The following is a 26,857-nucleotide window of genomic DNA, read 5'->3' as shown; positions in this document are numbered from 1 at the left end:
GTTGGCCGTCAGTAGGCTGGCGGCAGATTGAGCATGTCTTCTTATAACGACAAGAGCCTTCAGGAGCATTCCGGATGAGCAAATTTTTAGACCGTTTCCGCTATTTCAAGCAGTTGGCGGAGCCTTTTTCTGGCGAGCACGGCCAGACCTTGAACACCAACCGCGACTGGGAAGACGGCTATCGCAGCCGTTGGCAGCACGACAAAGTGGTGCGTTCCACCCACGGCGTGAACTGTACCGGTTCCTGCAGTTGGAAGATCTACGTGAAGAATGGCCTGGTGACCTGGGAAACCCAGCAAACCGACTACCCGCGCACCCGGCCCGATCTGCCCAACCATGAACCGCGCGGCTGCCCGCGCGGCGCCAGCTACTCCTGGTACCTGTACAGCGCCAACCGGCTGAAATACCCGCTGATGCGCAAGCGTCTGCTCAAGCTGTGGCGCGAGGCGAAAGCGCAGCACAGCGATCCGGTCGCGGCCTGGGGCTCTATCGTCGGCGATGCGGAAAAAGCCAAAAGCTACAAGGTGGCGCGCGGCCGCGGCGGCTTCGTCCGCTCCAGCTGGCAGGAGGTCAATGAACTGATCGCCGCCGCCAACGTCTATACCGCCAAAACCTTCGGCCCGGACCGTATCATCGGCTTCTCGCCGATCCCGGCGATGTCGATGGTGTCCTACGCCGCCGGCGCCCGCTACCTGTCGCTGATCGGCGGCGCCTGCCTGAGCTTCTACGACTGGTATTGCGATCTGCCGCCGGCCTCGCCGATGACCTGGGGCGAGCAGACCGACGTGCCGGAATCCGCCGACTGGTACAACTCCTCCTACATTATCGCCTGGGGCTCCAACGTGCCGCAGACGCGCACCCCGGACGCCCACTTCTTTACCGAAGTGCGTTACAAGGGCACCAAAACCGTGGCGGTGACGCCGGACTACGCCGAAGTCGCCAAGCTGTGCGACCACTGGCTGAATCCGAAGCAGGGCACCGACAGCGCGATGGCGCTGGCGATGGGCCACGTGATGCTGAAAGAGTTCCATCTCGATCGCGAAGTCGGCTACTTCCGCGACTACGTGCGCCGCTATACCGACATGCCGATGCTGGTGCTGCTGGAAGCGCGTGAAGGCGGCCATTACGCCGCCGGCCGCCTGCTGCGCGCCGCCGATCTGGTGGACGGGCTGGGCCAGGAAAACAACCCCGAGTGGAAAACCGTCGCTATCGACAGCCGCAGCGGCGATCTGGTGGCGCCGCAGGGCTCCATCGGCTTCCGCTGGGGCGAGAAGGGCAAGTGGAACCTGGAACAGCGCGAGGGCAAGTCGCAACAGGAAGTCGAGCTGCAGCTCAGCCTGTTGGGCATGCATGACGACGTGGCCGAGGTGGGCTTCCCGTACTTCGGCGGCGCCGACAGCGAGCATTTCAACAGCGTGGCGCTGGACGAGATCCTGCTGCACAAGCTGCCGGTGAAACGCCTGCAGCTGGCGGACGGCAGCGAAGCGCTGGTGACCAGCGTGTACGACCTGCAGCTTGCCAACTACGGCCTCGAGCGCGGGCTGGGCGACGCCAACTGCGCCGCCGACTATGATGAGGTCAAGGCCTACAGCCCGGCCTGGGCCGAGCAGATCACCGGCGTGTCGCGCCACAACATCATCCGCATTGCCCGCGAGTTCGCGGAAAACGCCGAGAAGACCCACGGCCGTTCGATGATCATCGTCGGCGCTGGCGTCAACCACTGGTATCACATGGACATGACCTACCGCGGCCTGATCAATATGCTGATCTTCTGCGGTTGCGTCGGCCAGAGCGGTGGCGGCTGGGCGCACTACGTCGGCCAGGAAAAACTGCGGCCGCAAACCGGCTGGCTGCCGCTGGCGTTCGGCCTCGACTGGCAGCGCCCGCCGCGCCACATGAACAGCACCTCGTTCTTCTACAACCATTCCAGCCAATGGCGCTATGAAACCGTCGGCACCGACGAGCTGCTGTCGCCGCTGGCGGACAAGTCGCGCTTCGGCGGCAGCCTGATCGACTTCAACGTGCGCGCCGAGCGCATGGGCTGGCTGCCGTCGGCACCGCAGCTGGGCACCAACCCGCTGCGCCTGGCGGAGCAGGCCCGTGCGGCCGGTCAGTCGCCGGTCGAGTTCACCGTCGATAGCCTGAAAAACGGCACGCTGGGCTTCGCCGCCGAGCAGCCGGACAATCCGCAGAATTTCCCGCGCAACCTGTTTGTCTGGCGCTCCAACCTGCTGGGCTCCTCCGGCAAGGGCCATGAGTACATGCTCAAATACCTGTTGGGCACCGAAAACGGCATTCAGGGGAAAGATCTCGGCCAGCAGGGCGGCGTGAAGCCGCAGGAAGTGGAATGGCGCGAGCAGGGCGGCGAAGGCAAGCTGGATCTGGTGGTGACGCTCGATTTCCGCATGTCGAGCACCTGCCTGTACTCCGACGTGGTGCTGCCGACCGCCACCTGGTACGAAAAAGACGACATGAACACCTCCGATATGCACCCGTTCATCCATCCGCTGTCGGCGGCGGTCGATCCGGCCTGGGATTCGAAGAGCGACTGGGAGATCTACAAGGGCATCGCCAAGGCCTTCTCCGAGGTGTGCGTCGGCCATCTGGGTCAGGAAACCGACGTGGTGACCCTGCCTATCCAGCACGATTCCGCCGCCGAACTGGCGCAGCCTTACGGCGTGCAGGACTGGAAGAAAGGCGAGTGCGATCTGATCCCGGGCAAAACTGCGCCGCACATCATCGCGGTGGAACGCGATTACCCGGCCACCTACGAGCGCTTCACCTCGCTGGGGCCGCTGCTGGACAAACTGGGCAACGGCGGCAAGGGCATCAGCTGGAACACCCAAACCGAGGTCGACTTCCTCAAACAGCTTAACTACGTCAAGGCCGACGGCCCGGCGGCGGGGCGGCCGAAGATTGAGAGCGCAATAGACGCGGCGGAAGTGATCCTGTCGCTGGCGCCGGAAACCAACGGCCAGGTGGCGGTAAAAGCCTGGGAGGCCCTGAGCAACGTCACCGGCCGCGATCACCGGCATCTGGCGCTGAACAAGGAAGACGAGAAAATTCGCTTCCGCGACATTCAGGCGCAGCCGCGCAAAATCATCTCCAGTCCGACCTGGTCCGGTCTGGAAGACGAACACGTTTCCTACAACGCCTGTTACACCAACGTGCACGAGCTGATCCCGTGGCGCACCCTCAGCGGCCGTCAACAGCTGTATCAGGACCACGAGTGGATGCGCGCCTTCGGTGAAAGCCTGCTGGTATACCGGCCGCCGATCGACACCCGCGCCGCGCAGCCGTTGCTCAACAGCAAGCCGAACGGCAACAAGGAGAAGGCGCTGAACTTCCTGACGCCGCACCAGAAGTGGGGCATTCACTCCACCTACAGCGACAACCTGTTGATGCTGACGCTGTCGCGCGGCGGCCCGATCGTCTGGCTGAGCGAAGACGACGCCAAAGATCTGGGCATCGCGGACAACGACTGGATCGAGGCCTTCAACGCCAACGGCGCGCTGACGGCGCGCGCGGTGGTCAGCCAGCGTATCCCGGCCGGCATGACCATGATGTACCACGCGCAGGAGCGCATCGTGAACCTGCCGGGCTCGGAGATCACCAGCCAGCGTGGCGGCATCCATAACTCGGTGACCCGCGCCTGTCCGAAGCCGACCCACATGATCGGCGGCTATGCGCAGCTGGCCTACGGCTTCAACTACTACGGCACCGTCGGCTCCAACCGCGACGAATTCGTGGTGGTGCGCAAGATGAACCGCATTGATTGGTTGGACGACGAAGGCAACGACTACGCGCAGGGCAGTCAGCAGGAGAACAGCAAATGAAAATTCGTTCGCAAGTCGGCATGGTGCTGAATCTGGACAAGTGCATCGGTTGCCACACCTGTTCGGTCACCTGCAAAAACGTCTGGACCAGCCGTGAAGGTATGGAATACGCCTGGTTCAATAACGTGGAAAGCAAGCCCGGCGTCGGGTATCCGCACGCCTGGGAAGATCAGGAAAAATGGAAGGGCGGCTGGATACGTAAAATCAACGGCAAGCTGGAACCGCGCATGGGCAACCGCGTCGGCGTGCTGGCGAAAATCTTCGCCAACCCGGACGTGCCGGCGCTGGACGACTACTACGAGCCGTTCGATTACGACTACCAGCATCTGCATACCGCCAAACAGGGCAAGCACCAGCCGGTGGCTCGCCCGCGCTCGCTGATCACCGGCCAGCGCATGAACAAGATCGAAAGCGGCCCTAACTGGGAGGAGATCCTCGGCGGGGAGTTCGAAAAACGCTCGCAGGACAAGAATTTCGACAACCTGCAGAAGGCGATGTACGGCCAGTTCGAAAACACCTTCATGATGTACCTGCCGCGCCTGTGCGAACACTGCCTCAACCCGGCCTGCGTCGCCACCTGCCCGAGCGGGGCGATCTACAAGCGCGGCGAAGACGGCATTGTGCTGATCGACCAGGACAAGTGCCGCGGCTGGCGCATGTGCCTGACCGGCTGTCCGTACAAGAAAATCTACTTCAACTGGAAGAGCGGCAAGTCCGAGAAGTGCATCTTCTGCTACCCGCGCATCGAAGCCGGGCAGCCGACGGTGTGTTCGGAGACCTGCGTCGGCCGCATTCGCTACCTCGGCGTGCTGCTGTACGATGCCGACCGCATCGAGCAGGCGGCGGCGGTGGAGAACGACAAGGATCTGTACCAGAACCAGCTCGATATCTTCCTCGATCCGCATGATCCGAAGGTGATTGCTCAGGCGCTGGCGGACGGCGTGCCGCAGGGCGTCATTGAAGCTGCCCAGCAGTCGCCGGTGTACAAAATGGCGATGGACTGGAAGCTGGCGCTGCCGCTGCACCCGGAATACCGCACGCTGCCGATGGTGTGGTACGTGCCGCCGTTGTCGCCGATTCAGTCCGCCGCCGACGCCGGCGAGCTGGCGCACAGCGGCGTGTTGCCGGACGTCGAGAGCCTGCGCATTCCGGTGCAGTATCTGGCGAATCTGCTGACCGCCGGCGATACCGAACCGGTGCTGCTGGCGCTGAAGCGCATGCTGGCGATGCGCCACTACAAGCGGGCGGAAACCGTCGACGGCGTGGTGGACACCAGTGCGCTGGAGCAGGTTGGGTTGAGCGAAACGCAGGCGCAGGAGATGTACCGCTACCTGGCGATCGCCAACTATGAAGATCGCTTCGTGGTGCCGTCGAGCCACCGCGAGCTGGCGCGCGAAGCCTTCCCGGAAAGCAAAGGCTGCGGTTTCAGTTTCGGCGACGGCTGCCACGGCAGCGACGGCAAGTTCAACCTGTTCAACAGCCGCCGTATCGACGCCATCGACGTGACCGCGAAAACCGCGCGGCCGGAGGATGCCTCATGATCAGCCTGAAAGTGATCGCCCGCCTGCTGGATTACCCGGAGCAGGTCCTGTTTGACCATCAGCAGGCGCTCATCGAAGCGCTGGAGCCGGCCAGCGAGCTGGATCTGCACCACAGCGCGCAGCTGATTCTGTTTATCCGCCGCCTGTGCGCCCGCCCGCTGCTGGACGTGCAGGCCGACTATTGCGAGCTGTTCGATCGCGGCCGCGCCACCTCGCTGCTGCTGTTTGAGCACGTGCACGGCGAGTCGCGCGATCGCGGCCAGGCGATGGTTGACCTGATGGCGCAGTACCGCGCCGCCGGGCTGGAGATCGACAGCCGCGAGCTGCCGGATTTCCTGCCGCTGTATCTGGAGTATCTGGCCAGCCGCAGTGCGGCGCAGGCGCGTGAAGGGCTGCAGGACATCGCGCCGATCCTGGCGCTGCTGGGCGCGCGCCTGCAACAGCGTGAAAGCCCGTATGCGGTGTTGTTCGATCTGCTGCTGGCGCTGTCCGGCAGCGAGGTGCAGGCCCAGACGCTGGAGCCCCAGGTGGCGCAAGAGGCACGTGACGATACGCCGCAGGCGCTGGATGCGGTGTGGGAAGAGGAGCAGGTCAAGTTTCTCGGCGAACAGGGCTGCGCCTCCGCCCAGCAGACGGCGCACCAGCGGCGCTTCGCCGGCGCGGTGGCACCACAGTATCTGGACCTGACGGATGCGTTAACCGGAACCAAAGGACGCTAATCATGCAATTTTTGAATCAGTTCTTCTTCGATATCTACCCTTATCTGGCCGGCGCGGTATTCCTGATCGGCAGCTGGTTGCGTTACGACTACGGGCAGTACAGCTGGCGCGCCGGCTCCAGCCAGATGCTGGATAAAAAGGGCATGCGGCTGGCGTCCAACCTGTTTCACATCGGCATTATCGGCATCTTCGCGGGCCACTTCCTCGGCATGCTGACGCCGCACTGGATGTATGAGGCCTTCCTGCCGATCGACGTGAAGCAGAAGCTGGCGATGATCGCCGGCGGCGCCTGCGGCCTGATGACGCTGATCGGCGGCGCGCTGTTGCTGAAGCGCCGGTTGACCAACCCGCGGGTGCGCGCCACCAGCAGCTTCGCCGACATCATGATCCTGACGTTGCTGGTGGTGCAGGTGTGCCTCGGCCTGCTGACCATTCCGTTCTCCGCCCAGCATATGGACGGCAGCGAAATGATGAAGCTGGTGGCCTGGGCGCAGGCGGTGGTGACCTTCCACGCCGGCGCCTCTGCGCACCTGGAAGGCGTGGCGATTATCTTCAAACTGCACATGGTGCTGGGCATGACGCTGTTCGTGCTGTTCCCGTTCTGCCGCCTGGTGCATATCTGGAGTGCGCCGGTAGAGTATCTGACCCGCCGTTACCAGCTGGTGCGCAACCGCCGCTGAGCCTGACCCCGCCGCCGCCGATCGCCAGCGGCGGCGCTATTCCGATAATTCTCCCGCCGTCTGCCCATTCTCGCCGCCTTGCCGTAAACTGAATATCTCAGTAATGTTACGCTTATGCTTCCGCCGACGGACGTCGGCCCGCGCCAGCTGATAACAAGAGATACCGCCTTGATGAAAGGCCTTTTGGGACATAAAAACCGGGGATGATCCGCATAGCCTTTGCGCCGTGCGGGAGAATCGCTTTATGGATAGTCAGGTTAATCAATAACAATAATGACCACACAATGTCGCTCACCCGAGCTGTTGCCTCTGAAAATCATTGCCACCGGGGCCGCGTTGCCGCCCAACCGCGTGGCCTCCTCTACGCTCGATGCCCGCCTGGGGAAACCGGCCGGCTACGTTGAAAAACGCTCGGGCATCGTTTACCGCTATCACGCCGCCGACGATGCCAGCCAGGCCGATCTCGCCGCCGCCGCGCTGCAAGACGCGCTGGCCCGCAGCGCCATTCCGGCAGCCTCCATTGACCTTTTGATCTCCGCCTCGGCGATAGCGGTGCAGGCGCTGCCGTGCACCGCCGCGCATATTCTCAAGGTTGCCGGGCTGGCACCGGGTACGCCGGGCTTCGACATCAACAGCAGCTGCGTCAGCTTTATCTCTGCGCTGCAGGTGGCGGCGGGGCTGTTGAACGCCGGGACGTATCGACGTATCGCCATCGTCTCGGCGGATCTCGCTTCGCGCGGCATCGACTGGCAGCACGAAGAGTCGTCGCTGATCTTTGGCGACGGCGCCGCCTGCGCCATCGTGGAGCGCGGTGACGGCACAGGCGGCATCCTCGCCAGCCTGGTGGAAACCTATCCCGCCGGCAGCGAACTGTGCGAGATCCGCGCCGGCGGCACGCGCCGCAACCCGCGCGCCGGCATGTGCGAGCAAGACTTCCTGTTTCATATGCAGGGCAAGCCGCTGTTCCGTCAGGCGTCGGCGCTGATTGAGGACTACCTCGACCGGCTGCTGAGCGCCAGCGGCTTGACCCTGGGGCAGATCGCCACCGTGGTGCCGCACCAGGCCAGCCATTTGTCGCTCGAACATATGCGCAAACGGCTGCACGTCTCCAGCGAGGCGCTGGTGGACATCTACCGCCATCACGGCAACCAGGTGGCGGCTTCTATCCCGACCGCGCTGCATGCCGCCGTGACCACCGGGCGCTTCAACCCCGGCCAGCCGGTGATGCTGATCGGCACCGCCGCCGGGCTGGCGCTGGCCGGCATGGTGTTGCTGCCATGAGGGTGCTGGTGACCGGGGCGACCAGCGGGCTGGGGCGCAACGCGGCGGAGTGGTTGCTGGAGGCCGGGCATCAGGTGCGCGCCACCGGCCGCGATGAGCGGGCCGGCGAAGCGTTGCGCCAGCTGGGCGCCGAATTTTACTCGCTCGATCTGGCGCAGGCCACGCCGCAGCAGTGCCGGGAGCTGGTGACCGACTGCGAGTGGGTGTGGCACTGTGCGGCCAAGTCATCGCCCTGGGGCAGCAAAGCGGAATTTCACCGCATCAACGCCGCAGCGACGGACAAGCTGGCGGAGGCGGCCGGGCGCTGCGGCGTGCGGCGCTTCGTGCATATCTCCACGCCGGCAATCTACTTCGATTTTCAGCCGCATTACGATCTTGATGAGGGTTATCGCGCCCGGCGCTTCGCCAACCACTATGCCGCCAGCAAGCACGCCGCCGAGCAGCGGCTGTTGGCGCAGGCGAAGATCTACCCGCAAACCACCTATATTATGCTGCGGCCGCGCGGCCTGTTTGGCCCGCACGATCGGGTGATCGTGCCGCGGCTGTTGCAACAGCTCGAACGCGATCGCGGCGTGCTGCGGCTGCCCGGCGGCGGGCAGGCGTTGCTGGATCTGACCTTTGCTCCCAACGTGGTGCACGCCATGGAGCTGGCCAGCCGGCAACGCGGATTGCCGTCCGGCGCCGTGTACAACATCACCAACCACCAACCGCAGCGGCTGGCGGAGATGCTGGATGCGCTGCTGCGCCAGGAGCTGGGGCTGCGTTACCGGCTGCAGGCCGTTCCGTATCCGCTGCTGCAGGCGCTGGCCGGCGGCATGGAGTTGTGGGCAAGCCTGAGCGGCAAGGAACCGCTGCTGACGCGCTACAGCGTGGCGGCGGTGCATTTTGACATGACCCTGAGCCAGACTCGCGCGATCGAAGAGCTGGGCTATCGGCCGCGTTACTCGATGGAGGAGGGGATCCGCCTGACCGGCGAGTGGCTGCGGCAGCAAGGAGGCATACCGCATGGCTAAGGTCACCGTATTTGAAGTGGGCTATTGCACGCATATCGGCTGTATGGCGCTGCGCGGCGCCGGGTTCCGGGTGTGTAAATTCCCGGCGCGCGCCTATCTGCTGGAGGTGGGGCAGCGCCGCTGGCTGTGGGATACCGGCTACGCGCATTATTTTCAGCAGCACACGCAGTCGGGGGTATTCAGCCTTTACCGCCGCATGACGCCGGTCTATTTCGATCCCGCCGAGTCGTTGGCGCATCAGCTGCGCGAAGCCGGTTACGCCGAAGGCGACATCCAGGCGCTGATCGTCTCGCACTTTCACGCGGATCACATCGCCGGGCTGCAGGATTTCAGCCACCTCGACTTTATTTGCTCCGGCGAAGGCTGGCAGCAAACCCGTGGGCTGCGCGGTTTCGCGGCACTCAAGCGCGCCTTTATTCCCGGCCTGATCCCGGCGGATTTCGAGAGTCGTCTGCAGTTTATGGAGGCTTTTCCCTCGGTGGCGTTGCCCGCGCTGCTGGCGCCGTTCGATCGCGGTTACGCGCTGCCGGGCAGCGAGGGGCAGATCGTGCTGGTGCCGCTGCCGGGGCATGCGGCCGGCCATATCGGCGCCTTTATTCTCACCGACGCCGGCTGGACGCTGTTGGCCAGCGACGCCGCCTGGTCGCCGCAGAGCTACCAGACGCTGCGCGGGCCTTCGCGCCTGGCCAATCTGGTGATGGACGATGCGGCGGCGTACACCCGCACGCTGGAACGGCTTAACCAACTGTGGGCGGGCGGCCAGGTCAACATTTTGCTGTGCCACGAGGGGGACCTGTGATCCCCTTCATGACCCTGTGGCACTATTTCCGCGCCCGGCGCCTGCGCTTTGGCGATCGTGCGGCGCTGGAGGCGCATCAGGCCCGGCAGCTCGCGGGCTTTGCCCGCCGGGTGCTGAGCAAGAGCCCCTATTTTCAGCGCTTCAGCCGCCGGCCGTTCGCCGAATGGCCGCAAATGGACAAGGCGCTGATGATGGCGCAGTTTGACCGGATGAATACCGCCGGGCTGAGCCGGGAAGCGGTGCTGGCCTGCGCGCAGCGCAGCGAGGCGGATCGCGATTTCACGCCGAAGATCGGGCGCTACAGCGTCGGGTTGTCGTCTGGCACCTCCGGGCAGCGCGGCGTGTTTGTCGTCAGCCCGCGCGAACAGCAGGTGTGGGCCGGTGGCATGCTGGCGAAGATGCTGCCGGACGGGCTGTTGGCCGGCGAGCGCGTAGCCCTGTTTCTGCGGGCGGACAATAATCTCTATCACAGCGTAAACAACCGTTGGCTGAGCCTGGCGTTTTACGATCTGCTCGCGCCGTTCAGCGAGCATCTGCCCGCACTGGAACGGCAGGCGCCCAGCATCATCGTGGCCCCGGCGCAGGTGCTGCGTGCCCTGGCGCTGGCGGTGCTGGCCGGGCAGGTGAAGCTGCCGGTCAAAAAAGCGATCTCGGTCGCCGAGGTGTTGGAAGAGCAGGATCGCCGCCTGCTGATGCAGGTGTTTCCGGCGGTCGGCGAAGTGTATCAGGCCACCGAGGGGTTTCTTGCCGCCACCTGCGCGCACGGCACGCTGCATCTGAACGAAGAGTTTTTGCATATCGAACCGCAGTGGATCGACGAGCAGCGTTTTACGCCGCTGATCACTGATTTCACCCGCAGCACGCAGCCGATCGTGCGTTATCGGCTGGACGATGTGCTGGTGCTGCGCAAGGAACCCTGTCCGTGCGGGCAACCGACGCGGGCGATTGCGCGTATCGAAGGGCGGCGCGACGATCAGCTGATGTTACCCGATGCGCAGCGCCAACCGCAGGCGGTGTTCGCCGATGCCTGCAGCCGGACGATCGCCAATGCGTTGCCGCTGACCAGCGATTACCGCCTGATCCAGCGCGGCGAGCACCGGCTGGAGCTGATCGCCGATTGCAGCCTGGCGGCGTTGGCGCACTGCCAGGCGCAGCTGATCGCGCTGTTCGCTCGCCAGGGCATCGCCACCGATCGGCTCGAATGGCGGTTGACGGCGCAGGCGGTGTTACCGCAGTTCGATCGCAAGCGGCGACGCATCGTGCGCCAGGCGGAGGAAGCATGAAAAAGATGCTGTTCAGGCTAGGGCACATGTTGCTCGGCTGGGGGACGGTCGGGGTGGTGTATAGCCTGACCGATCGCCTGCAGGGGGCGGGAACCCTGCTGCCGCCATCGGCGCTTGACCGGGCGATCCCGTTTAATCCGGCGGCCATTTGGCTCTATCTGTCGTTCTTCCTCATCGTCCCGGCGGGCTATTTGCTGGCGCCGCTGCAGCGAATCAAATGGCTGACGCTGGCGATGCAGCTGACGGCGCTGGGCGCCGGGGCAGTTTACCTGCTGTGGCCGACCACCATGGCCTATCCGCAGAACGAGGGCGTTGGGCTCAGCGCGCAGCTGCTGGCGGCGTTAACGCAGGTGGATTCGCCGCAAAACTGCCTGCCGTCGTTGCACATGGCGCTGACGGTGCTGGCGGTGTGGGCGCTGAGCGACGGCGAGCGCAAAGTGCGGACGGCGCTGTGGATGCTGTGGGGCGTGGCGATCGCGTTCTCCATTCTGCAGCTGCGCCGCCATTTGTTTGTCGATCTGGCCGGCGGTGCGCTGCTGGCGCTGTTCGCCGGCTGGCTGGCCCTGCGCATAGAGGCCCTACGCCGGCGCGTGGTTAAAGGAGAAGTAGGATGAGCGATCTGGCGTTGCCGATAGTGTTCATGCTGTTCATCGTGGTGGCCGAGGCGGTGGCGCTGCAGTGGGGGCGCCGTGAGCCGGTCAACTGGCACGATCTGGTGTTCAACCTGAACTCCGGCCATATCATGCTGTGGCTGTTCCGCGGGCTGGAGATCACCTGCTACGGCTACGTGGCCGCGCATTTCAGCCTGGGGCTGCTGGACGCCTGGCCGCCGCTGCTGATGTGGCTGTTCGCCCTGCTGGCGTGGGACTTCGGTTTCTACTGGCTGCATCGCCTGCACCACCGCTTCCGCGTGCTGTGGGCGGTACACGTGGTGCACCACCAGGGGGAGCACTTCAACCTGTCGCTGGGGGTGCGCAACTCCTGGTATTCGTCGTTCACGTCGATCCCGTTCTTTTTGCTGCTGGCGCTGGCGGGCGTGCCGCTGTCGGTGTTCGTCACGGTGTCGATTTTTCACTACAGCATTCAGCTGTTTAACCACAATGCGCTGACGCCGAAGCTGGGCGTACTGGAAAAAATCCTGGTCACGCCGGCGCACCACCGGGTGCACCACGTCAAGGACATGGCGTATTCCAATAAGAACTTCGGCGGCAGCTTTATCTTTTGGGACAAGCTGTTCGGCACGTTCTGCCCGGCGCTACCGACCACGCCGTTCAGCTACGGCGTCAGCGGCGATCGGCCGTCCGCCAATCCATTTTGGGCGAGCAATCTGCCGTTCCTGCGCTATTTCCGTCTGGCCTGGCGCCCGGCGCCGGGCCGGCCGCGCGACCGCCGTTCGGCGCTCAGCGTCTTCAGCGGCGCCATGCTGTTGTTCTCGCTGGTGGTCGGTTACGTCTACCAATACGGTTACGGTTACGGCGACATCAGCTGGCCGCAAATGGCGCTGCTGGTGCTGCTGGCGTTGGGCTCGGTGGCGCTGGGCGGCATGACGGAAGGGCGGCCGTGGGCGAGCGCCGTTTGGCTGCTGATCGCGCTGGGCATGCCGCTGCTGTTTATCGGCTATCTTGGCTGGCCGCAGCGCTATTGGCATATCGCCATGGCCGCCGTGGCGCTGCATGCCCTGTGCGTGGCGCTGGGCTGGGGGCGAGTGGCCGCACCGGCCGCCGTGGAGGAACCGCATGGCTGACTTATTACCGCCGCTGCGTTTCCCCACCGATGGCGAGCAGGCGTTTCACCGCGATCTCAAGCGCGCGGCGCACGCCTGCCTGGCGGGCGATCATCGCTATGCCGATACCGCGCGGCTGGCCAAGGCCACGCTGTTGCTGGCGCTGTGCGTCGGGTTTTATGCCCTGAGCCTGATGCAGCATCAGCCCTGGGCGTTTTTCCTCTGCTATTTCCTGTTCGTGGCCATGGGCATGCTGCTCAACGTCAACGTCAATCACGATGCTTCGCATAACGCCTTCTTGCGCGCGCCCTGGGCCAATCGCCTGGTGGGGCGGTTGGTGACGCTGCCGCTGGGCGTCGATCCGGACTATTGGCGCACGCGGCACGTGGATTACCACCACGTTTACGCCAACGTCGAACACTACGATCTGGACACCGAAGAGAACGGCTTTTTCCGCCAGACGCCGTTCCAGCGCTGGCGGCCGCATATGCGCTATCAGCATCTGTACTGGCCGCTGATCGCCGCGCTCTCGCTACCCTACATCGCGTGGATTTTCGATTGGTCCGATCGGCTCGATAAAACGCCGCTGCGGGAAAAACGCGTGCTGGCGGGGCGCGGCGGTTGGGCGCTGTTCGTGCTGTGCAAATTGCTCCATGTGGCGCTGGTGCTGGTGGTGCCGCTGATCCTGTGCCATCTGCACGGCATCGGTTGGGGCTGGGTGCTGTTGGCTTACGCGCTCAGCCAGATGTTTGCCTCGCTGCTGGTGGTGTTCCTGCTGCTGGGCACCCACTGGGCGCAGGCCGAGTTTTACCCGGCGCCGGCGGGCGACAGCATGCCGCACGGTTGGTACCGGCACAATTTCGCCACCGCCTGCGATTGGCAGCCTGAGCCGCGCTGGCTGGAACACCTGACCGGCGGGCTGAACTATCACCTCACCCACCACCTGTTTCCCGGCTGGAATCACCGCCACTATCCGGCACTGGCCGCCGCGGTGGCGGAAGTGGCTCAGCGGCATGGCATGGCATATCGCTGCATCGGCTATCGCGAACTGCTGGCGCAGCAACAGCGCTTCTTGCGCCTTATGGGGCAGCCATGAAACCGCTGCGCCCGTTAGCCTATCGGCGCGATGACGGCGGGCTACATCGCGCGCTGATGCAGGCCGCCCAGCATTATTTGGCGGCCAACGGCGATCACCGCTTCGCCGACGGCGGCATGCTGGCGAAGGTGGCGCTGCTGTTGGCGCTGTGCGGCCTGTGTTACGGGTTGAGCCTGCAGCAGCAAAACGGCTGGGCGTTTTTCGCCTGTTATTTCGGCTTTATCTTTATTGGCATGTTCCTGACGGTGAACGTGGTGCACGACGCCTCGCATAACGCGTTTTTCCGTCGGCCCTGGGCCAACCGCTGGCTGAACGCCCTGGTGAGCGTCCCGCTGGGGCTGGATCCCGACTGCTGGCGCGTGCGCCACGTGTTGTTTCACCATGCCCATAACAATATCGAACATTACGACCCTGACATCGACGCCAATGGCGTGCTGCGGCAAACGCCGTTCCAGCGCTGGCGGCCCTTTATGCGCGCCCAGCGTTACTATTGGCCGCTGGTGGCGGCGCTGACGTTCCCGTACTACATCTGGCTGTTCGACTGGCTGGACCGGGCGGGCCGCACCCGCGTGGCGGCGCGCATGGCGCAGCAGGGCGTGCGCGGCTGGTGCGGATTTCTGGCGGGCAAGGCGGCGCACCTGCTGCTGGCGCTGGCGATCCCGTGCTGGTTGCTGCCGCCGGCCATCGGCATCGGGCAAATTCTGCTGGTCTATTTGCTGAGCCAGATGCTTTCTTCATTGCTGTTCGTAATGTTGATCATCGGCACCCACTGGGCCAAAGCCAATTTTTATCAGGCGCCGGCGCAGGGTGCGATGCCGCACGGCTGGTATCACCATGTGTTCGCCACGACCTTCGACTGGCTGACCCGGCCGCGCTGGCTGGGATACTGGCTCGGCGGGGCGAACCTGCATTTGACGCATCATCTGTTCCCGCACTGGAGCCACCGCCATTACCCGGCGCTGAGCCGCATCATCGGCGAGGTGGCGCCGCGTTTCGGCATCGACTACCGCCTGCTGGAGCTGGAGGAGCTGTTGCGCCTGCAGCAGCGCTTCCTCAGCGCGATGGGGCGCAAACCGCATTAGCGTTGCATGTGGATTGTGCGAGGCGTTACGCAGTTCACTAATTGAACGATATTTGCCCTTCCAGTAGACTTTCCCCCTGTGAATCAACGGCCACAGGAGGTGGACTATGCGCAGCTTGCCGATTCGGTTATCCAATGAAATCGACGACAGTTTGAACGATATTGCCCGGCGTCACGGGATGGCCAAAACCGACGTCATACGGCTGGCGTTTGCTTTAATGACGATTGCCGACCGTGAGTGGATGAAACAGGATGGTTCCCGCCTCGGTATCGTGCGTGAAAGCGACGAGGGGCTGGAGGCAGTCGCCGTGGTGGTGGGGATTTTTCCATGAAGCCGCAAAATGAGCGCCCGCAGCTCGATGCTGAAAGGTTGTATTTGGATCCTTCGCTGGTCTTCGACGAAATGGAGCGGCTGCGCCTGGCGCGCCAGGTGCTGTGCGGGATATTTGCGGTCAGCGTGGGCGTATTCGCCGCCCACGCGTATTGGGACAAAAATGAAGCACTGAGGCAAGCGTTCGAACTGGTGAAGATCGGCGCCTTGCCGCTGGTCACGCTGGTGGTATCCTTCTACTTTCCCAACAGCGCGGCCAGATAAGGCGCCGCGTCAATGCGACTTCATGCCCGCCGCGGTCATCAGCAGGCGGAACAGCGAGGCGACCACGAACAGCCCCAGCACGCTGGCGCTCCAGATGATCACCAGCCAACCGATGCGTTTCCACCAGGGCGCCGGCGCGGCGGTTGCCGTTTTATCTTGCATAGCGTCCTCCCTTCTCAGTGATAGCCGTGTTCATGGCTGATCTTGCCGCGGAACACGTAGTAGCTCCAGAAGGTGTAGACCAGAATGATCGGGATGATGAACAGCGCGCCCACCAGCATAAAGCCGAGGCTCTGCGGCGGGGCGGCGGCGTCCCACAGGCTGATGGCCGGCGGGATCAGGTGCGGCCAGATGCTGATGCCAAGCCCGCTCAGGCCGAGAAACACCAGCAGCAGCGTCAGCATGAACGGCGAGTAGTGCGCGCCGCGTTTCACCCCACGTTGAATCCCCCAGGCGCTGAGCAGCACCAGCACCGGCACCGGCAGCAGCCAGAACAGGTTCGGCAGCGTAAACCAGCGGGCGGCGATTTCCGGATGCGCGATCGGCGTCCAAATACTGACCGCAGCCAGCACCAGCAACAAGATCGCCAGCAGCGGTGTTGCCAGGTGATACATGCGCGCCTGCAGGTCACCGGCGGTTTTCATCACCAGCCAGGTACAGCCGAGCAGGGCGTAGGTCACCACCAGCCCCAGCCCGCAGAACAGCGCAAACGGCGTCAGCCAGTCCAGCGCGCCGCCGGCGTAGGTGCGGCCTTCGACCGGGAAGCCGTTGATCACGGCGCCTACCACCACACCCTGGCTGAAGGTGGCGAAGATTGAGCCCCAGATGAACGCCTTGTCCCAGATATGGCGTTTCTCCGGCTTCGCCTTGAAGCGAAACTCGAAGGCCACGCCGCGGAAAATCAGCCCGATCAGCATCAGCGTCAGCGGGATCGCCAGCGCGTCGAGGATCACCGAGTAGGCCAGCGGGAAGGCGCCGAACAGCGCCGCGCCGCCCAGTACCAGCCAGGTTTCATTGCCGTCCCACACCGGGGCGACGGTGTTCATCATCAGATCGCGGTCGCCGCTCTCTTTCACCCACGGAAACAGGATGCCGATGCCCAAGTCAAAACCGTCCATCACCACGTACATCATGGTGCTGAACACGATGATCACAAACCAAATCAGCGGAAGATCGATGCCCATGTTCAGCTCCTGTCGTCCAGAGTGTCGTTGACCGCGGACAGCGGACGTGCCGGGCGGCCCTCGGTATTGTCTTCTTGGTGTTCATGCGGCTGCGGCCCTTTGCGGATCAGGCGCATCATGTAGGAATACCCCACGCCGAACACCGAGCAGTAGACGATGATGAACGCCAGCAGGCTGATGCTCATGTGCAGGTCGCCGTGCGCGGAGACCGCGTCCTTGGTGCGCAGCAGGCCGTACACCACCCACGGCTGGCGGCCGATCTCGGTGGTGAACCAGCCCGCCAGCAGCGCCAGCAATCCGGAAGGGCCCATCCACAGAATGAAGTACAGGAACGGACGCGACTGATACAGCCCGCCGCGCCAGCGCAGCCACAGGCTCCACACCCCGGCCAGAATCATCAGCATGCCCAGCCCGACCATGATGCGGAACGACCAGAACACCACGGTGGAGTTGGGGCGATCTTCCGGCGGGAAGGATTTGAGCGCCGGCACCTGTTCGGTCAGGCTGTGGGTCAGGATCAGGCTGCCGAGGTACGGCACTTCCAGCTTGAAGCGGGTCTCTTCGCGCTGCATGTCCGGCCAACCGACCAGGATCAGCGGCGTGGCTTCGCCCGGCGGGTTTTCCCAGTGGCCTTCAATGGCGGCGATCTTCGCCGGCTGGTGTTTCAGCGTATTCAGGCCGTGCGCGTCGCCGATCAGCGCCTGCACCGGCGCGACGATCAGCGCCATCCACATCGCCATCGACAGCATCTTGCGCATCGCCGGGGTATCGCGGCCGCGCAGCAGGTGCCAGGCGGCGGAGGCGCCGACGAAGAACGCCGAGGAGAGGAAGGCGGCGGTGGACATGTGCAGCAGGCGGTACGGGAAGGACGGGTTGAAGATCACCTTCAGCCAGTCGACCGGCACCACCTGGCCGTTGATGATTTCATGCCCCTGCGGCGTCTGCATCCAGCTGTTGGAGGCCAGGATCCAGAAGGTGGAGATCAGCGTGCCGAGCGCCACCATACAGGTGGCGAAGAAGTGCAGGCCGGGGCCGACGCGGTTCCAGCCGAACAGCATCACGCCGAGGAAACCGGCTTCGAGGAAGAAGGCGGTCAGCACTTCATAGGTCAGCAGCGGCCCGGTAATGCTGCCGGCGAACTCGGAGAAGAAGCTCCAGTTGGTGCCGAACTGATAGGCCATCACCAGCCCGGACACCACGCCCATGCCGAAGTTAACGGCGAAAATCTTTGACCAGAAATGGTAAAGCTCGCGGTAGGCTTCATTGTGCGTTTTCAACCATAACCCTTCCAGCACCGCCAGATAGCTGGCTAAACCGATGGTGATGGCGGGGAAGATGATATGGAAAGACACGGTGAAGGCGAACTGTATTCTGGCGAGTTCCAGTGCATCAAGACCCAGCATGGCGCCTCCTAGGGTTGAACATAAATTAACCTCTTGAGTATAGCTGTCATTTTTATGTGAAATACTTGGCGTTAAGTTAAGCACGGAGTACAGTGACTATAATAGTGACAGTTATTTTACTTTTTCATATAACAGTTAATGGTTATGACCCGATACGAGCAGCTTGCGCAGCAGATTAGAGAACAGATCCAGAACCGGGTGTGGCGGGCGGGCGACAAGCTGCCTTCGCTGCGCGAGAGCGGCAAACGCGCCGGATTGAGCCTGATGACGGTGGTGCAGTCTTACCAACTGCTGGAGAGCCAGGGGTGGATCGTCGCCCGGCCGCAGTCGGGCTACTACGTGGCGGCGCGTCCGCAGCCGCTGCCCCAGCCTTCGCGCGGCGAGAAGCTGTTGCTGAGCGAGCAGGTGGACATCAATGCCTTTATTTTCGACGTGCTGCAGGCCTGCAAGGATCCGGATATCGTGCCTTTCGGTTCGGCCTTTCCCGACGCCACGCTGTTTGCCCAGCCGAAGCTGGCGCGGGCGCTGAGCAGCGTAGCGCGCAAGTTCACGCCGCACAGTTCGCTGGCCAACCTGCCGCCGGGCAACGACGCGCTGCGGCGGCACATCGCCCAACGCTATGCGCTGAGCGGCATGCAGGTCGCGCCGGACGAAATCGTCATCACCGCCGGGGCGATGGAGTCGCTCAGCCTCAGCCTGCAGGCGGTGACCCAGCCGGGCGACTATGTGGCGATCGAGTCGCCGGCGTTTTACGGCGCGCTGCAGGCGCTGGAACGGCTGCGGTTAAAGGCGGTGGCGATCGCCACCCATCCGCAGGACGGCATCGATCTGGACGCGCTGCAGCAGGCGGTGGAACAGTATCCGATCAAAGCCTGCTGGCTGATGACCCACTTCCAGAACCCGCAGGGCGCCACCCTGCCGGAGGCCAACAAGCAGCGTCTGGTGGCGCTGTTGCGCGACCGACAGATTTCGCTGATTGAAGATGACGTTTACGGTGAGCTGTACTTCAGCGCGGAACGGCCGCTGCCGGCCAAGGCGCTCGACAGCGGCGGCCAGATCCTGCATTGCTCGTCGTTTTCCAAATGCCTGGCGCCGGGCTTTCGCGTCGGCTGGGTGGCGGCGGGGCGTTATGCGCAGCAGATCCAGCGTTTGCAGCTGATGAGCACCGTTTCCACCAGCGTGCCGACCCAAATGGCGCTGGCGGATTATCTGCTGCACGGCGGCTACGATACCCATCTGCGGCGGCTGCGGCGGCTGCTGGCCCAGCGCCAAAGCGCGATGCGTCAGGCGATCGCCCACCATTTCCCGCCGACGGTGAAGGTCAGCCAGCCCGACGGCGGATACTTCCTGTGGCTGGAGCTGGATCCGGCGCTGTCGTCGATGGAACTGTACCGGCAGGCCCTTTCCCGGGGGATCAGCATCGCGCCAGGGCGCATGTTTACGACCGGCGACCATTTCAACCACTGCTTCCGCCTCAACGCCTCTTTTGAATGGAACGATCGGTTTGAAGAGGCGATCAAAACCTTAGCCAAACTTATTCGGGGGCTGGCGGCGGCAGGCTGAATCGCATTTTGCACGGCGCTTCGCCCCAGAAAAATTCATAATGCTTTTTTCGGCAATGGAATGCCGGTTTCGTTGTTAGACAGCCCTCCAGCCGCCCATTACTCTGCGATAAATTTTGTCACATTTTTATCAACGGGAAGACGAGGGGCAGCGGGTGAGTGGAATAAAAAATAGGCTAAACAAACTGTTGCGCTATCGGCTAACGCCGCTGGCGCTGGTCTGCGCGCTGGGGCTGAGCGCCGGCGTGCAGGCGGAAACGCTGGCCGAAGGCATCACGCCGGCCAGCGACGCTGCTCGGGTACCGGCCGCCGCCAAGCTGCGTAAAGACACCGTGGTGGCGGGCATCTCGGAGCCGCAGGGGATTTTCAACCCGTATCTGTTCACCAACGGCTGGGACGAGAACGTGACCGACGTGATCTTCAGCCGCCTGATCGGCCTGGACAGCCAGGGCAAGCCGGAAGGGCGATTGGCGGAGTCCTGGCAGGTCAGCCCCGATAACCTGACCTACACCATCAAGCTGCGGCCGAATCTGGTCTACAGCGACGGCTCGCCGCTGAAAGCCGACGATATCGCCTTTACCCTGACGCTGCTGCACGATCCGGCCTATGACGGTGACACCGACATCACGCCGGCGCACATCCAGGGCGGCGCCGAGTATAAAAACGGCACCGCCGCCGGCATCAGCGGCCTGAAGGTGATCGACGATCGCACCATTCAGATCGTCACCACCCAACCGGGCGCGACTACGCTGCAACTGATCGGCGGGCCGGTGCTGTCGCGGGCTTACTACGGCAAAGACTATCAGCGCGGCAAGCTCGACGGCGTGCGCGCCTTCAACGGCAAGCCGCTCGGCAACGGCCCCTATATTTACGACAAGTACGTGCCGGGGCAGGAGATCCGCTTCCACGCCAACCCGAACTTCTATCTCGGTGCGCCGCCGATGGCGCGCTTTATCTACCGCGTCACCAACCCGGCCACCAACTTCCAGCTGTTCCAGACCGGTGAGACCGACTACGACGCCTTTACCGCCAAGCCGGACGATATCGAACAGCTCAAGCTGCTCGGCTTCGCCAATATCAACCTCTACAGCTCAAGCGATTACAGCCGCATCGACTTTAATCTCAAGCGCCCGGCGCTGCAGGACAAACGGGTGCGCCAGGCGCTGATCTACGGCCTGGATCGGCAAAAACTGATCGCCGTGGTATACCAGGGTTACGGCAAGGTCGCCAACCAGCCGATCTCGCCGATCTCCTGGGCCTATGATGCGAACGGCATCAATCCCTACGCTTACGATCTCGACAAGGCCGGGAAGCTGTTGGACGAGGCCGGTTGGCGAGTGGGCGCGGACGGCATTCGGCAAAAAGACGGTAAAAAGCTGGAGCTGACGCTGCTGGTGACCAAAAAGCTGATCAATGACGCGCTGGTGCCGATCGCCAAGGACAACTACCGCCGGCTCGGCGTGGTGCTGAAACCGCAGGTATTGGACTTCAACGCGCTGCTGGCGCAGCGCAAGGCGGGCAATTACGACCTGGCGTCCCTCAGCACCAGCACGTTGAACGATCCGCACGATGGCGTGCGCGATTTCATCAGTCGCGAGAGCGAGACCGGTTATCACAATCCGCAGGTAGACGCGCTGATCGCCAGGGCCAATGCCACGCTGGATATCGCGCAGCGTAAGCCGCTTTACCATCAGCTGTATCAGGCGCTGGCGGACGATCCGCCGGTGATCCTGCTCGGCAACCGCGAGATTTTGAGCGCCAGCAGCGCGCGCGTCACCGGCTTTAAACCGGATATCTACAACGGCTTGGTCGGCAGCCTGCCGAACGTCAAACCGGCGCCGTAACGCCCTGACGCCGCCGCGCCACTCCGGGCGGCGGCGATGGAATTCGCGATGAGAAATTTTATCCTGCGCCGTCTGTTGCAGACGATCCCGATGCTGCTGTTGGCTTCCTTGCTGATTTTTTGCATCTTCGCCCTGGCGCCCGGTGACTTTATCGACGGCAACATCAACCTGACCGCGCAACGCGCCGCCGAGCTGCGGGCGCTGTACGGGTTGGATCAGCCGTTGTTCAGCCGCTACCTGCACTGGCTCGGCCGGCTGCTGCAGGGCGATCTCGGTTTTTCGCTGCAGTATCAGATCCCGGTCAGCACGCTGCTGAACCAATACATCTGGAACTCGTTCCTGCTGGCGGCGGTGGCGATGGTGCTGTATTGGGGCATCGCGCTGGCGGTGGGGGTGATCTCGGCGATGAAACCCTATTCGCTGTTCGATCATCTGATCACCGTGGCGGTGTTCGCCGCCATGTCGTTTCCGACGTTCTTCCTGTGTCTGCTGCTGATCAAATGGTTCGCCGTCGATCTGCACTGGCTACCGGCGGGCGGCATGCTGCGCACCGGAAGCGAAGCGAGCGGGCTGGCGTGGGCGCTGGAAGTGGCGGCGCACCTGCTGCTGCCGGTGCTGGCGCTGGTGATGCTGCAGGCCGGCAGCCTGACGCGCTATTTCCGCGCCAGCATGCTGGACGTGATCCGCATGGACTATATCCGCACCGCGCGCGCCAAGGGGCTCAGGGAGAAAACGGTGATCCTCAAACACGCGCTGCGCAATGCGCTGTTGCCGATCGTCACCCTGCTGGGGTTCGAGCTGCCGGGATTGTTCTCCGGCGCGCTGATCACCGAAAAAATCTTCAACTGGCCGGGCGCCGGGCATATCCATATCGATTCGCTGGCGGCGCGTGATTACCCGGTACTGATGGGATTCACGCTGTTTCTGGCAGCCTTGACCATTCTCGGCAATCTGCTGGCGGACATTCTGTACGCCTATGCCGATCCGCGCATTCGTTTGAGGTAACGCTATGTTGGCTACGTTGTTTTTCGGCCGCCGCCGCCGCTGGCGTCAGGCCCAACTGCCCGCGCTGGCGCAACTGTCGCCGCCGCCCGCCGCGCAGGCCTGGCGACGACTGCGTCGCCACCGGCCGGCGATGATCTCGCTGGCGTTGCTGGTACTGTTGGCGTTGCTGTGCCTGATTGGGCCGTCGCTGTCGCCGTGGCGCGACGACGCCGGCGATGTGCTGAATATCAATCAGGCGCCGAGCGGCGCGCACTGGTTGGGCACTGACTTTCTCGGCCGCGATATCTGCACCCGGCTGCTGCTGGCGGGGCGGATATCGCTGACCATCGGCCTGGTGTCGATGCTGCTGTCGGTGACGCTGGGCTATGTGCTGGGGGCGCTCGCCGGTTATTTGGGCGGCGTGGCGGACAGGCTGATCATGCGCTTCGCCGATCTGCTGATGACCATTCCCGGCCTGCCGCTGCTGATCATCATGGGGGCGATGCTGACCGAGCTCGACGTCTCGCCGGACTACCGCATCTACATGGTGATGATCATGCTGAGCCTGCTGGGCTGGCCGTCGCTGGCGCGGCTGGTGCGCGGCCAGATCCTGTCGCTGCGCGAGCGGGATTTCATGCTGGCCACCGAGGTGCTGGGGCTCTCCACCCGGCGGCGTCTGTTCGGCCATCTGCTGCCCAACACCGTGCCGATTTTGGTGGTGGTGGCCACCATGGCGGTGGCTAACGCCATTCTCAGCGAATCGGCGTTGAGCTACCTCGGGCTGGGCGTGGTGCCGCCGACGCCATCGTGGGGCAACATGATGGATGCCGCCAACAGCCTGATCGACTTTCAGCGCCGCCCCTGGCTGTGGATGCCGCCGGGGCTGGCGATCTTCGTCACCGTGGTGGCGATCAATATCTTGGGCGACGGTCTGCGGGACGCGCTCGATCCGAAAATGAACGGGGTAACACGATGAGCCAACCGCTGGTGGCGTTCGATCGACTGTCGGTGTCGTTTCAGGGAGAGCAAGGGCCGGTGCGGGCGGTGCAGCAGGTCAGCCTTGAGCTGCAGGCCGGGCAAACGCTGGGGATCGTCGGCGAGTCGGGCTGCGGCAAAAGCGTGACCGCCATGGCGCTGATGGGGCTGCTGCCGCAGCCGTTGGCGCAGGTAGACGGCGGTGAAATTCGCTTTGAAGGGCAGAACCTGCTGTCGCTACGGGCATCAAAGATGGCCGATCTGCGCGGCAACCGGCTGGCGATGATCTTTCAGGAGCCGATGAGTGCGCTCAATCCGGTGTTGACCCTCGGCGAACAGCTGGTGGAGCCGCTGATTCGCCACCTGGCCCTGTCGCCGAAAGCGGCCTGGGGTCAGGCGATTCAACTCTTGACGGAAGTGGGGTTGGCGCGCGCGGAGGCGCTGATGCGCTGCTACCCGCATCAACTGTCCGGTGGCATGCTGCAGCGCGTGATGATCGCCATGGCGATCGGATGCCGCCCGGCGCTGCTGATCGCCGATGAGCCGACCACGGCGCTCGACGTCACGGTACAGGCGCAGATCCTGGCGTTGCTGCGCGAGCAGAGCCGGCGACACAACATGGCGATGATCTTGATCACCCACGATCTCGGGGTGATCGCCCAGATGACGGACCGGCTGGCGGTGATGTACGCCGGGCGCGTCGTCGAGCAGGGCACGACCCGGGAAGTGTTGGCCGAGCCGCGGCATCCTTATACTCAGGGGCTGATCGCCTCGCGGCCGGTGCCGGGCCAGCGGCTCCGCCGTCTGTATTCCATTCCCGGCCAGGTGCCGGATCTGGCGCGCTTGCCTGAACACTGTGCGTTTGCCGAGCGCTGTGCGCAGGCCTCCGCTCGCTGCCGCGATGGCATTCCGCCGCTGTACGGCACACCGCAGCGCCAGTCCGCCTGTTTCCTCAACGCGGGAGGGCGCCCGCATGTCGATTGAACCTCTGGTGGAAGTGAAAGGATTAAAGAAATATTTCCCGCTGCGCGACGGGCTGTTCGGGCGAACCACCGGCCAGCTGAAGGCGGTGGACGACGTCAGCTTCAGCATTCGCAAGGGCCGCATTTTCGGGCTGGTGGGCGAGTCCGGCAGCGGCAAAACCACCGTTGGCCGCACGCTGCTCGGCCTGCACGACAAAACCGCCGGCGAGGTGATGTTCAAAGGGCAGGCGTTGGATAGCCTGAGCAAAGAGGCGTTGCGCGCCCTGCGGCCGAAAATGCAGCTGGTGTTTCAGGATCCGTACAGCTCGCTGAATCCGCGCCTGCGCGTGGGCGACGCCATCGGCGAAGCGCTGTTGCAGCACGGCCTGGCGAGCAAGGCGGAACTGCGCGAGCGGGTGCTCGATACCCTGTCGATCTGCGGGCTGTCTCCACAGCATTACGGGCGGTTTCCGCATGAGTTTTCCGGCGGCCAGCGCCAGCGCATCGGCATCGCGCGCGCGCTGATCCTGCAGCCGGAGTTTATCGTCGCCGACGAACCGATATCGGCGCTCGACGTGTCGATTCAGGCGCAGATCATCAATCTGTTTTCCGATTTGCAGGAACGGCAGGGGGTGACGCTGCTGTTTATTTCGCACGATCTCGGCGTGGTAGAGCACCTGTGTCAGGACGTGGCGGTGATGTACCTGGGGCAGATCGTCGAGAGTGCCGACCGCGATGCGTTATTTCGTCGGCCGCTGCATCCCTACACGCAGGCCTTGCTGGCGGCGGTGCCGACGCTGGATGTGCATCGCTCGCTGCCGCGGGCAGCAAGCGGCGAGCCGCCCAATCCCGCCAACCCGCCGCACGGCTGCCGTTTCCACCCGCGCTGCCCGCAGGCCACGGCGCAGTGCCGTGAACAGGCGCCGCGCCTGCGCAGCGTGGCGCCCGGTCATCAGGTGGCGTGCCATGTGGTCGGCTAGCGTCAGGACAGGTAGTGCTTCAACGCGCGCCCGGCCTGGTGGATCGCCGAATGCACCGCCGGGACGTGGGCGAGCGGATTCAACAGGCCGTAGTCGTGGATCAGCCCGTTATAGCGGGTGGAGGTGACCTCGACGCCGGCGGCATCGAGCAGACGCGCGTAGGCTTCGCCCTCATCGCGCAGCACGTCCAGCTCGGCGGTTTGCACCAGCGCCGGCGGCAAACCCCGCAGCTGTTCCGGTGTGGCGTTGAGTGGCGAGGCGTAGATGTCTTTGCGCTGCGCCTTATCGGGCGCGTAACTGTCCCAAAACCACTTCATCATGTTGCGAGTCAGGAAATGGCCTTCGGCGAACTGATGATAGGAGTCGGTATCAAACTGGGCGCGGGTGACGGGCCACAGCAGGATCTGGCAACGCAGCGCCGGTATGCCTTTCTCTTTGGCCATCAGGCTGACCACCGCCGCCATATTGCCGCCGGCGCTGTTGCCGACCACCGCCAGCCGCGAACCGTCGACGTTGATCTTCTCGCCGTACTCGGCCACCCATTCGGTGGCGGCGTAAGCCAGGTTGATCGCCTCAGGGTAGCGCACCTCCGGTGAACGGGGATAGTTGACGAACACCGCCACCGCGCCTGAGCTGTGCACCAGATCGCGCACCAGCCGTTCATGGGTGGGGAAATCGCCCAGCACCCAGCCACCGCCGTGAAAGAACATGAATACCGGCAACGCCTCTTTGACCCTGGCCGGCCGCACCAGCTGCAACAGAATATCCTGACCTTCTACGTGAATGGTTTTCTCGCTGATCTCGACCTCGCGCAGCGGCACCTCGACGCTGCGCTGCGCGTCCTCCAAGACCCTGCGCGCCTCTTTGGGCTTCATCTGTTCCATGGGTTTACCGCCGCCGGCATTCAGCGCGTCGAGAAACGCGCGGATGTCGTGCTGGGCGTGCGGCTGGCTGAGATCGACGGTTTTCTTGGGCATGGTGACTCCTTGTGCGCAGAAGAGAAGGGGCGGTCAGGATCACAGTGTAGACGCTGGCGCACAAAGCAGGAGCCACGGTCAGCGCGGCCCTGTTTCGGGAGCATGGCGGGGGAGATCTCTGCGTCGCTGCCGCGTTGCACAATTTTGGCGCACCGCTGCACCCGATGGGGGCAAAAAGCGTGATAGCGAGCAAAGGGGGGGAAATTATTTTTGCGAGCCCGATCAGAAATCCTGAAGTTTTTCGTAATTGAATAGGATTTCGCGCGCAATGATGATTTTAGGCCTTATTTTTTAATTTATGCATTACCAATGCATAGAAAATGAATAAATATTCATTAT

Annotated in this window: 24 protein-coding genes; 20 read left to right on the top strand and 4 right to left on the bottom strand. The window is 63.6% G+C overall.

Features of this window, described 5'->3' with window-relative positions; all coding sequences use genetic code 11:
• Nucleotides 1–74 precede the first annotated feature (74 nt).
• From QOL81_RS03135 to QOL81_RS03070, 14 genes are all read left to right on the top strand, one after another.
• On the top strand, nt 75–3,836 hold the full coding sequence (locus QOL81_RS03135) for a nitrate reductase subunit alpha (RefSeq protein ID WP_197785851.1): 3,762 nt from the start codon (nt 75–77) through the stop codon (nt 3,834–3,836).
• Nucleotides 3,833–5,377, top strand: a complete 1,545-nt coding sequence (gene narH, locus QOL81_RS03130) for a nitrate reductase subunit beta (RefSeq protein WP_197757032.1) — start codon at nt 3,833–3,835, stop codon at nt 5,375–5,377. Before QOL81_RS03135 ends, narH begins: the two co-directional genes overlap by 4 nt.
• On the top strand, nt 5,374–6,096 hold the full coding sequence (gene narJ / locus QOL81_RS03125; RefSeq protein WP_060439744.1) for a nitrate reductase molybdenum cofactor assembly chaperone: 723 nt from the start codon (nt 5,374–5,376) through the stop codon (nt 6,094–6,096). The genes narH and narJ overlap by 4 nt, the downstream gene beginning before the upstream one ends.
• A gap of 2 nt (nt 6,097–6,098) precedes the next feature.
• On the top strand, nt 6,099–6,776 hold the full coding sequence (gene narI / locus QOL81_RS03120; RefSeq protein ID WP_025303199.1) for a respiratory nitrate reductase subunit gamma: 678 nt from the start codon (nt 6,099–6,101) through the stop codon (nt 6,774–6,776).
• 273 nt (nt 6,777–7,049) lie between these two features.
• Nucleotides 7,050–8,057: a 3-oxoacyl-[acyl-carrier-protein] synthase III C-terminal domain-containing protein gene (locus QOL81_RS03115; protein WP_060424041.1), complete on the top strand. Its 1,008-nt coding sequence runs from the start codon at nt 7,050–7,052 to the stop codon at nt 8,055–8,057.
• On the top strand, nt 8,054–9,070 hold the full coding sequence (locus QOL81_RS03110; RefSeq protein WP_089186086.1) for an NAD-dependent epimerase/dehydratase family protein: 1,017 nt from the start codon (nt 8,054–8,056) through the stop codon (nt 9,068–9,070). Before QOL81_RS03115 ends, QOL81_RS03110 begins: the two co-directional genes overlap by 4 nt.
• Nucleotides 9,063–9,869 carry an MBL fold metallo-hydrolase gene (locus QOL81_RS03105; RefSeq protein WP_060439746.1) on the top strand — a complete coding sequence of 269 codons (807 nt, stop codon included), beginning with the start codon at nt 9,063–9,065 and terminating at the stop codon, nt 9,867–9,869. The genes QOL81_RS03110 and QOL81_RS03105 overlap by 8 nt, the downstream gene beginning before the upstream one ends.
• Nucleotides 9,866–11,152: a F390 synthetase-related protein gene (locus QOL81_RS03100; protein ID WP_060424034.1), complete on the top strand. Its 1,287-nt coding sequence runs from the start codon at nt 9,866–9,868 to the stop codon at nt 11,150–11,152. Before QOL81_RS03105 ends, QOL81_RS03100 begins: the two co-directional genes overlap by 4 nt.
• A complete protein-coding gene (locus QOL81_RS03095; protein ID WP_084827675.1) occupies nt 11,149–11,766 on the top strand; it encodes a phosphatase PAP2 family protein in 618 nt (205 codons plus the stop codon). Before QOL81_RS03100 ends, QOL81_RS03095 begins: the two co-directional genes overlap by 4 nt.
• Nucleotides 11,763–12,896: a sterol desaturase family protein gene (locus tag QOL81_RS03090; RefSeq protein ID WP_169318512.1), complete on the top strand. Its 1,134-nt coding sequence runs from the start codon at nt 11,763–11,765 to the stop codon at nt 12,894–12,896. Before QOL81_RS03095 ends, QOL81_RS03090 begins: the two co-directional genes overlap by 4 nt.
• The gene (locus QOL81_RS03085; protein ID WP_197826974.1) at nt 12,889–13,971 is read left to right on the top strand and encodes a fatty acid desaturase family protein; all 1,083 of its coding nucleotides are present in this window, start codon (nt 12,889–12,891) and stop codon (nt 13,969–13,971) included. The genes QOL81_RS03090 and QOL81_RS03085 overlap by 8 nt, the downstream gene beginning before the upstream one ends.
• On the top strand, nt 13,968–15,053 hold the full coding sequence (locus QOL81_RS03080) for an acyl-CoA desaturase (RefSeq protein ID WP_060424024.1): 1,086 nt from the start codon (nt 13,968–13,970) through the stop codon (nt 15,051–15,053). Before QOL81_RS03085 ends, QOL81_RS03080 begins: the two co-directional genes overlap by 4 nt.
• A 106-nt stretch (nt 15,054–15,159) precedes the next feature.
• Nucleotides 15,160–15,384, top strand: a complete 225-nt coding sequence (locus QOL81_RS03075; protein ID WP_004934623.1) for a hypothetical protein — start codon at nt 15,160–15,162, stop codon at nt 15,382–15,384.
• The gene (locus QOL81_RS03070) at nt 15,381–15,647 is read left to right on the top strand and encodes a hypothetical protein (RefSeq protein ID WP_060424021.1); all 267 of its coding nucleotides are present in this window, start codon (nt 15,381–15,383) and stop codon (nt 15,645–15,647) included. The genes QOL81_RS03075 and QOL81_RS03070 overlap by 4 nt, the downstream gene beginning before the upstream one ends.
• Before the next feature lie 9 nt (nt 15,648–15,656).
• Here the strand turns inward: QOL81_RS03070 and QOL81_RS03065 are convergent, their stop codons facing one another.
• From QOL81_RS03065 to QOL81_RS03055, 3 genes are read right to left on the bottom strand one after another with little or no spacing between them, the layout of a single operon-like run.
• Nucleotides 15,657–15,809 (bottom strand): DUF2474 domain-containing protein, encoded by a 153-nt coding sequence (locus QOL81_RS03065; protein ID WP_071605360.1) that lies wholly within the window; start codon nt 15,807–15,809, stop codon nt 15,657–15,659.
• Nucleotides 15,810–15,823: 14 nt separating this feature from the next.
• A complete protein-coding gene (gene cydB, locus QOL81_RS03060; RefSeq protein ID WP_049202081.1) occupies nt 15,824–16,831 on the bottom strand; it encodes a cytochrome d ubiquinol oxidase subunit II in 1,008 nt (335 codons plus the stop codon).
• Nucleotides 16,832–16,833: 2 nt separating this feature from the next.
• Entirely contained in the window at nt 16,834–18,234 is a 1,401-nt protein-coding gene (locus tag QOL81_RS03055; RefSeq protein ID WP_004934615.1) for a cytochrome ubiquinol oxidase subunit I, read from the bottom strand.
• Nucleotides 18,235–18,378: 144 nt separating this feature from the next.
• Here QOL81_RS03055 and QOL81_RS03050 point away from each other — a divergent pair, with 144 nt between their 5' ends.
• The 6 genes from QOL81_RS03050 (at nt 18,379) to QOL81_RS03025 (ending at nt 25,541) form a co-directional block, all read left to right on the top strand.
• Entirely contained in the window at nt 18,379–19,797 is a 1,419-nt protein-coding gene (locus tag QOL81_RS03050; protein ID WP_060424120.1) for an aminotransferase-like domain-containing protein, read from the top strand.
• 187 nt (nt 19,798–19,984) lie between these two features.
• Nucleotides 19,985–21,640: an ABC transporter substrate-binding protein gene (locus QOL81_RS03045; protein WP_060424019.1), complete on the top strand. Its 1,656-nt coding sequence runs from the start codon at nt 19,985–19,987 to the stop codon at nt 21,638–21,640.
• Between the two features lie 48 nt (nt 21,641–21,688).
• A complete protein-coding gene (locus tag QOL81_RS03040) occupies nt 21,689–22,645 on the top strand; it encodes an ABC transporter permease (RefSeq protein ID WP_048234726.1) in 957 nt (318 codons plus the stop codon).
• 4 nt (nt 22,646–22,649) lie between these two features.
• Nucleotides 22,650–23,600 carry an oligopeptide ABC transporter permease gene (gene opp4C, locus QOL81_RS03035; protein WP_060424016.1) on the top strand — a complete coding sequence of 317 codons (951 nt, stop codon included), beginning with the start codon at nt 22,650–22,652 and terminating at the stop codon, nt 23,598–23,600.
• Nucleotides 23,597–24,583: an ABC transporter ATP-binding protein gene (locus QOL81_RS03030; protein ID WP_060424013.1), complete on the top strand. Its 987-nt coding sequence runs from the start codon at nt 23,597–23,599 to the stop codon at nt 24,581–24,583. The genes opp4C and QOL81_RS03030 overlap by 4 nt, the downstream gene beginning before the upstream one ends.
• Complete coding sequence (locus tag QOL81_RS03025) at nt 24,573–25,541, top strand: ABC transporter ATP-binding protein (RefSeq protein ID WP_060424011.1); 969 nt, start codon at nt 24,573–24,575, stop codon at nt 25,539–25,541. The genes QOL81_RS03030 and QOL81_RS03025 overlap by 11 nt, the downstream gene beginning before the upstream one ends.
• A gap of 2 nt (nt 25,542–25,543) precedes the next feature.
• Here QOL81_RS03025 and QOL81_RS03020 read toward each other — a convergent pair whose 3' ends face one another.
• Nucleotides 25,544–26,518 (bottom strand): alpha/beta hydrolase, encoded by a 975-nt coding sequence (locus QOL81_RS03020; protein ID WP_100395664.1) that lies wholly within the window; start codon nt 26,516–26,518, stop codon nt 25,544–25,546.
• Nucleotides 26,519–26,857 lie beyond the last annotated feature (339 nt).

The organism is Serratia sp. CC22-02, assembly GCF_900182895.1.
Classification (GTDB): domain Bacteria; phylum Pseudomonadota; class Gammaproteobacteria; order Enterobacterales; family Enterobacteriaceae; genus Serratia; species Serratia nevei.
The sequence above is the reverse complement of the archived record's forward strand: the minus strand, read 5'-3'. Positions and strand labels throughout refer to the sequence as shown.

Coding starts and splice junctions, on each gene's coding strand:
- QOL81_RS03135 (WP_197785851.1), top strand. CDS start 75: ATGAGCAAATTTTTAGACCGTTTCCGCTATTTCAAGCAGTTGGCGGAG.
- narH (WP_197757032.1), top strand. CDS start 3,833: ATGAAAATTCGTTCGCAAGTCGGCATGGTGCTGAATCTGGACAAGTGC.
- narJ (WP_060439744.1), top strand. CDS start 5,374: ATGATCAGCCTGAAAGTGATCGCCCGCCTGCTGGATTACCCGGAGCAG.
- narI (WP_025303199.1), top strand. CDS start 6,099: ATGCAATTTTTGAATCAGTTCTTCTTCGATATCTACCCTTATCTGGCC.
- QOL81_RS03115 (WP_060424041.1), top strand. CDS start 7,050: ATGACCACACAATGTCGCTCACCCGAGCTGTTGCCTCTGAAAATCATT.
- QOL81_RS03110 (WP_089186086.1), top strand. CDS start 8,054: ATGAGGGTGCTGGTGACCGGGGCGACCAGCGGGCTGGGGCGCAACGCG.
- QOL81_RS03105 (WP_060439746.1), top strand. CDS start 9,063: ATGGCTAAGGTCACCGTATTTGAAGTGGGCTATTGCACGCATATCGGC.
- QOL81_RS03095 (WP_084827675.1), top strand. CDS start 11,149: ATGAAAAAGATGCTGTTCAGGCTAGGGCACATGTTGCTCGGCTGGGGG.
- QOL81_RS03090 (WP_169318512.1), top strand. CDS start 11,763: ATGAGCGATCTGGCGTTGCCGATAGTGTTCATGCTGTTCATCGTGGTG.
- QOL81_RS03085 (WP_197826974.1), top strand. CDS start 12,889: ATGGCTGACTTATTACCGCCGCTGCGTTTCCCCACCGATGGCGAGCAG.
- QOL81_RS03080 (WP_060424024.1), top strand. CDS start 13,968: ATGAAACCGCTGCGCCCGTTAGCCTATCGGCGCGATGACGGCGGGCTA.
- QOL81_RS03075 (WP_004934623.1), top strand. CDS start 15,160: ATGCGCAGCTTGCCGATTCGGTTATCCAATGAAATCGACGACAGTTTG.
- QOL81_RS03070 (WP_060424021.1), top strand. CDS start 15,381: ATGAAGCCGCAAAATGAGCGCCCGCAGCTCGATGCTGAAAGGTTGTAT.
- QOL81_RS03065 (WP_071605360.1), bottom strand. CDS start 15,809: ATGCAAGATAAAACGGCAACCGCCGCGCCGGCGCCCTGGTGGAAACGC.
- cydB (WP_049202081.1), bottom strand. CDS start 16,831: ATGGGCATCGATCTTCCGCTGATTTGGTTTGTGATCATCGTGTTCAGC.
- QOL81_RS03055 (WP_004934615.1), bottom strand. CDS start 18,234: ATGCTGGGTCTTGATGCACTGGAACTCGCCAGAATACAGTTCGCCTTC.
- QOL81_RS03050 (WP_060424120.1), top strand. CDS start 18,379: ATGACCCGATACGAGCAGCTTGCGCAGCAGATTAGAGAACAGATCCAG.
- QOL81_RS03040 (WP_048234726.1), top strand. CDS start 21,689: ATGAGAAATTTTATCCTGCGCCGTCTGTTGCAGACGATCCCGATGCTG.
- opp4C (WP_060424016.1), top strand. CDS start 22,650: ATGTTGGCTACGTTGTTTTTCGGCCGCCGCCGCCGCTGGCGTCAGGCC.
- QOL81_RS03030 (WP_060424013.1), top strand. CDS start 23,597: ATGAGCCAACCGCTGGTGGCGTTCGATCGACTGTCGGTGTCGTTTCAG.
- QOL81_RS03025 (WP_060424011.1), top strand. CDS start 24,573: ATGTCGATTGAACCTCTGGTGGAAGTGAAAGGATTAAAGAAATATTTC.
- QOL81_RS03020 (WP_100395664.1), bottom strand. CDS start 26,518: ATGCCCAAGAAAACCGTCGATCTCAGCCAGCCGCACGCCCAGCACGAC.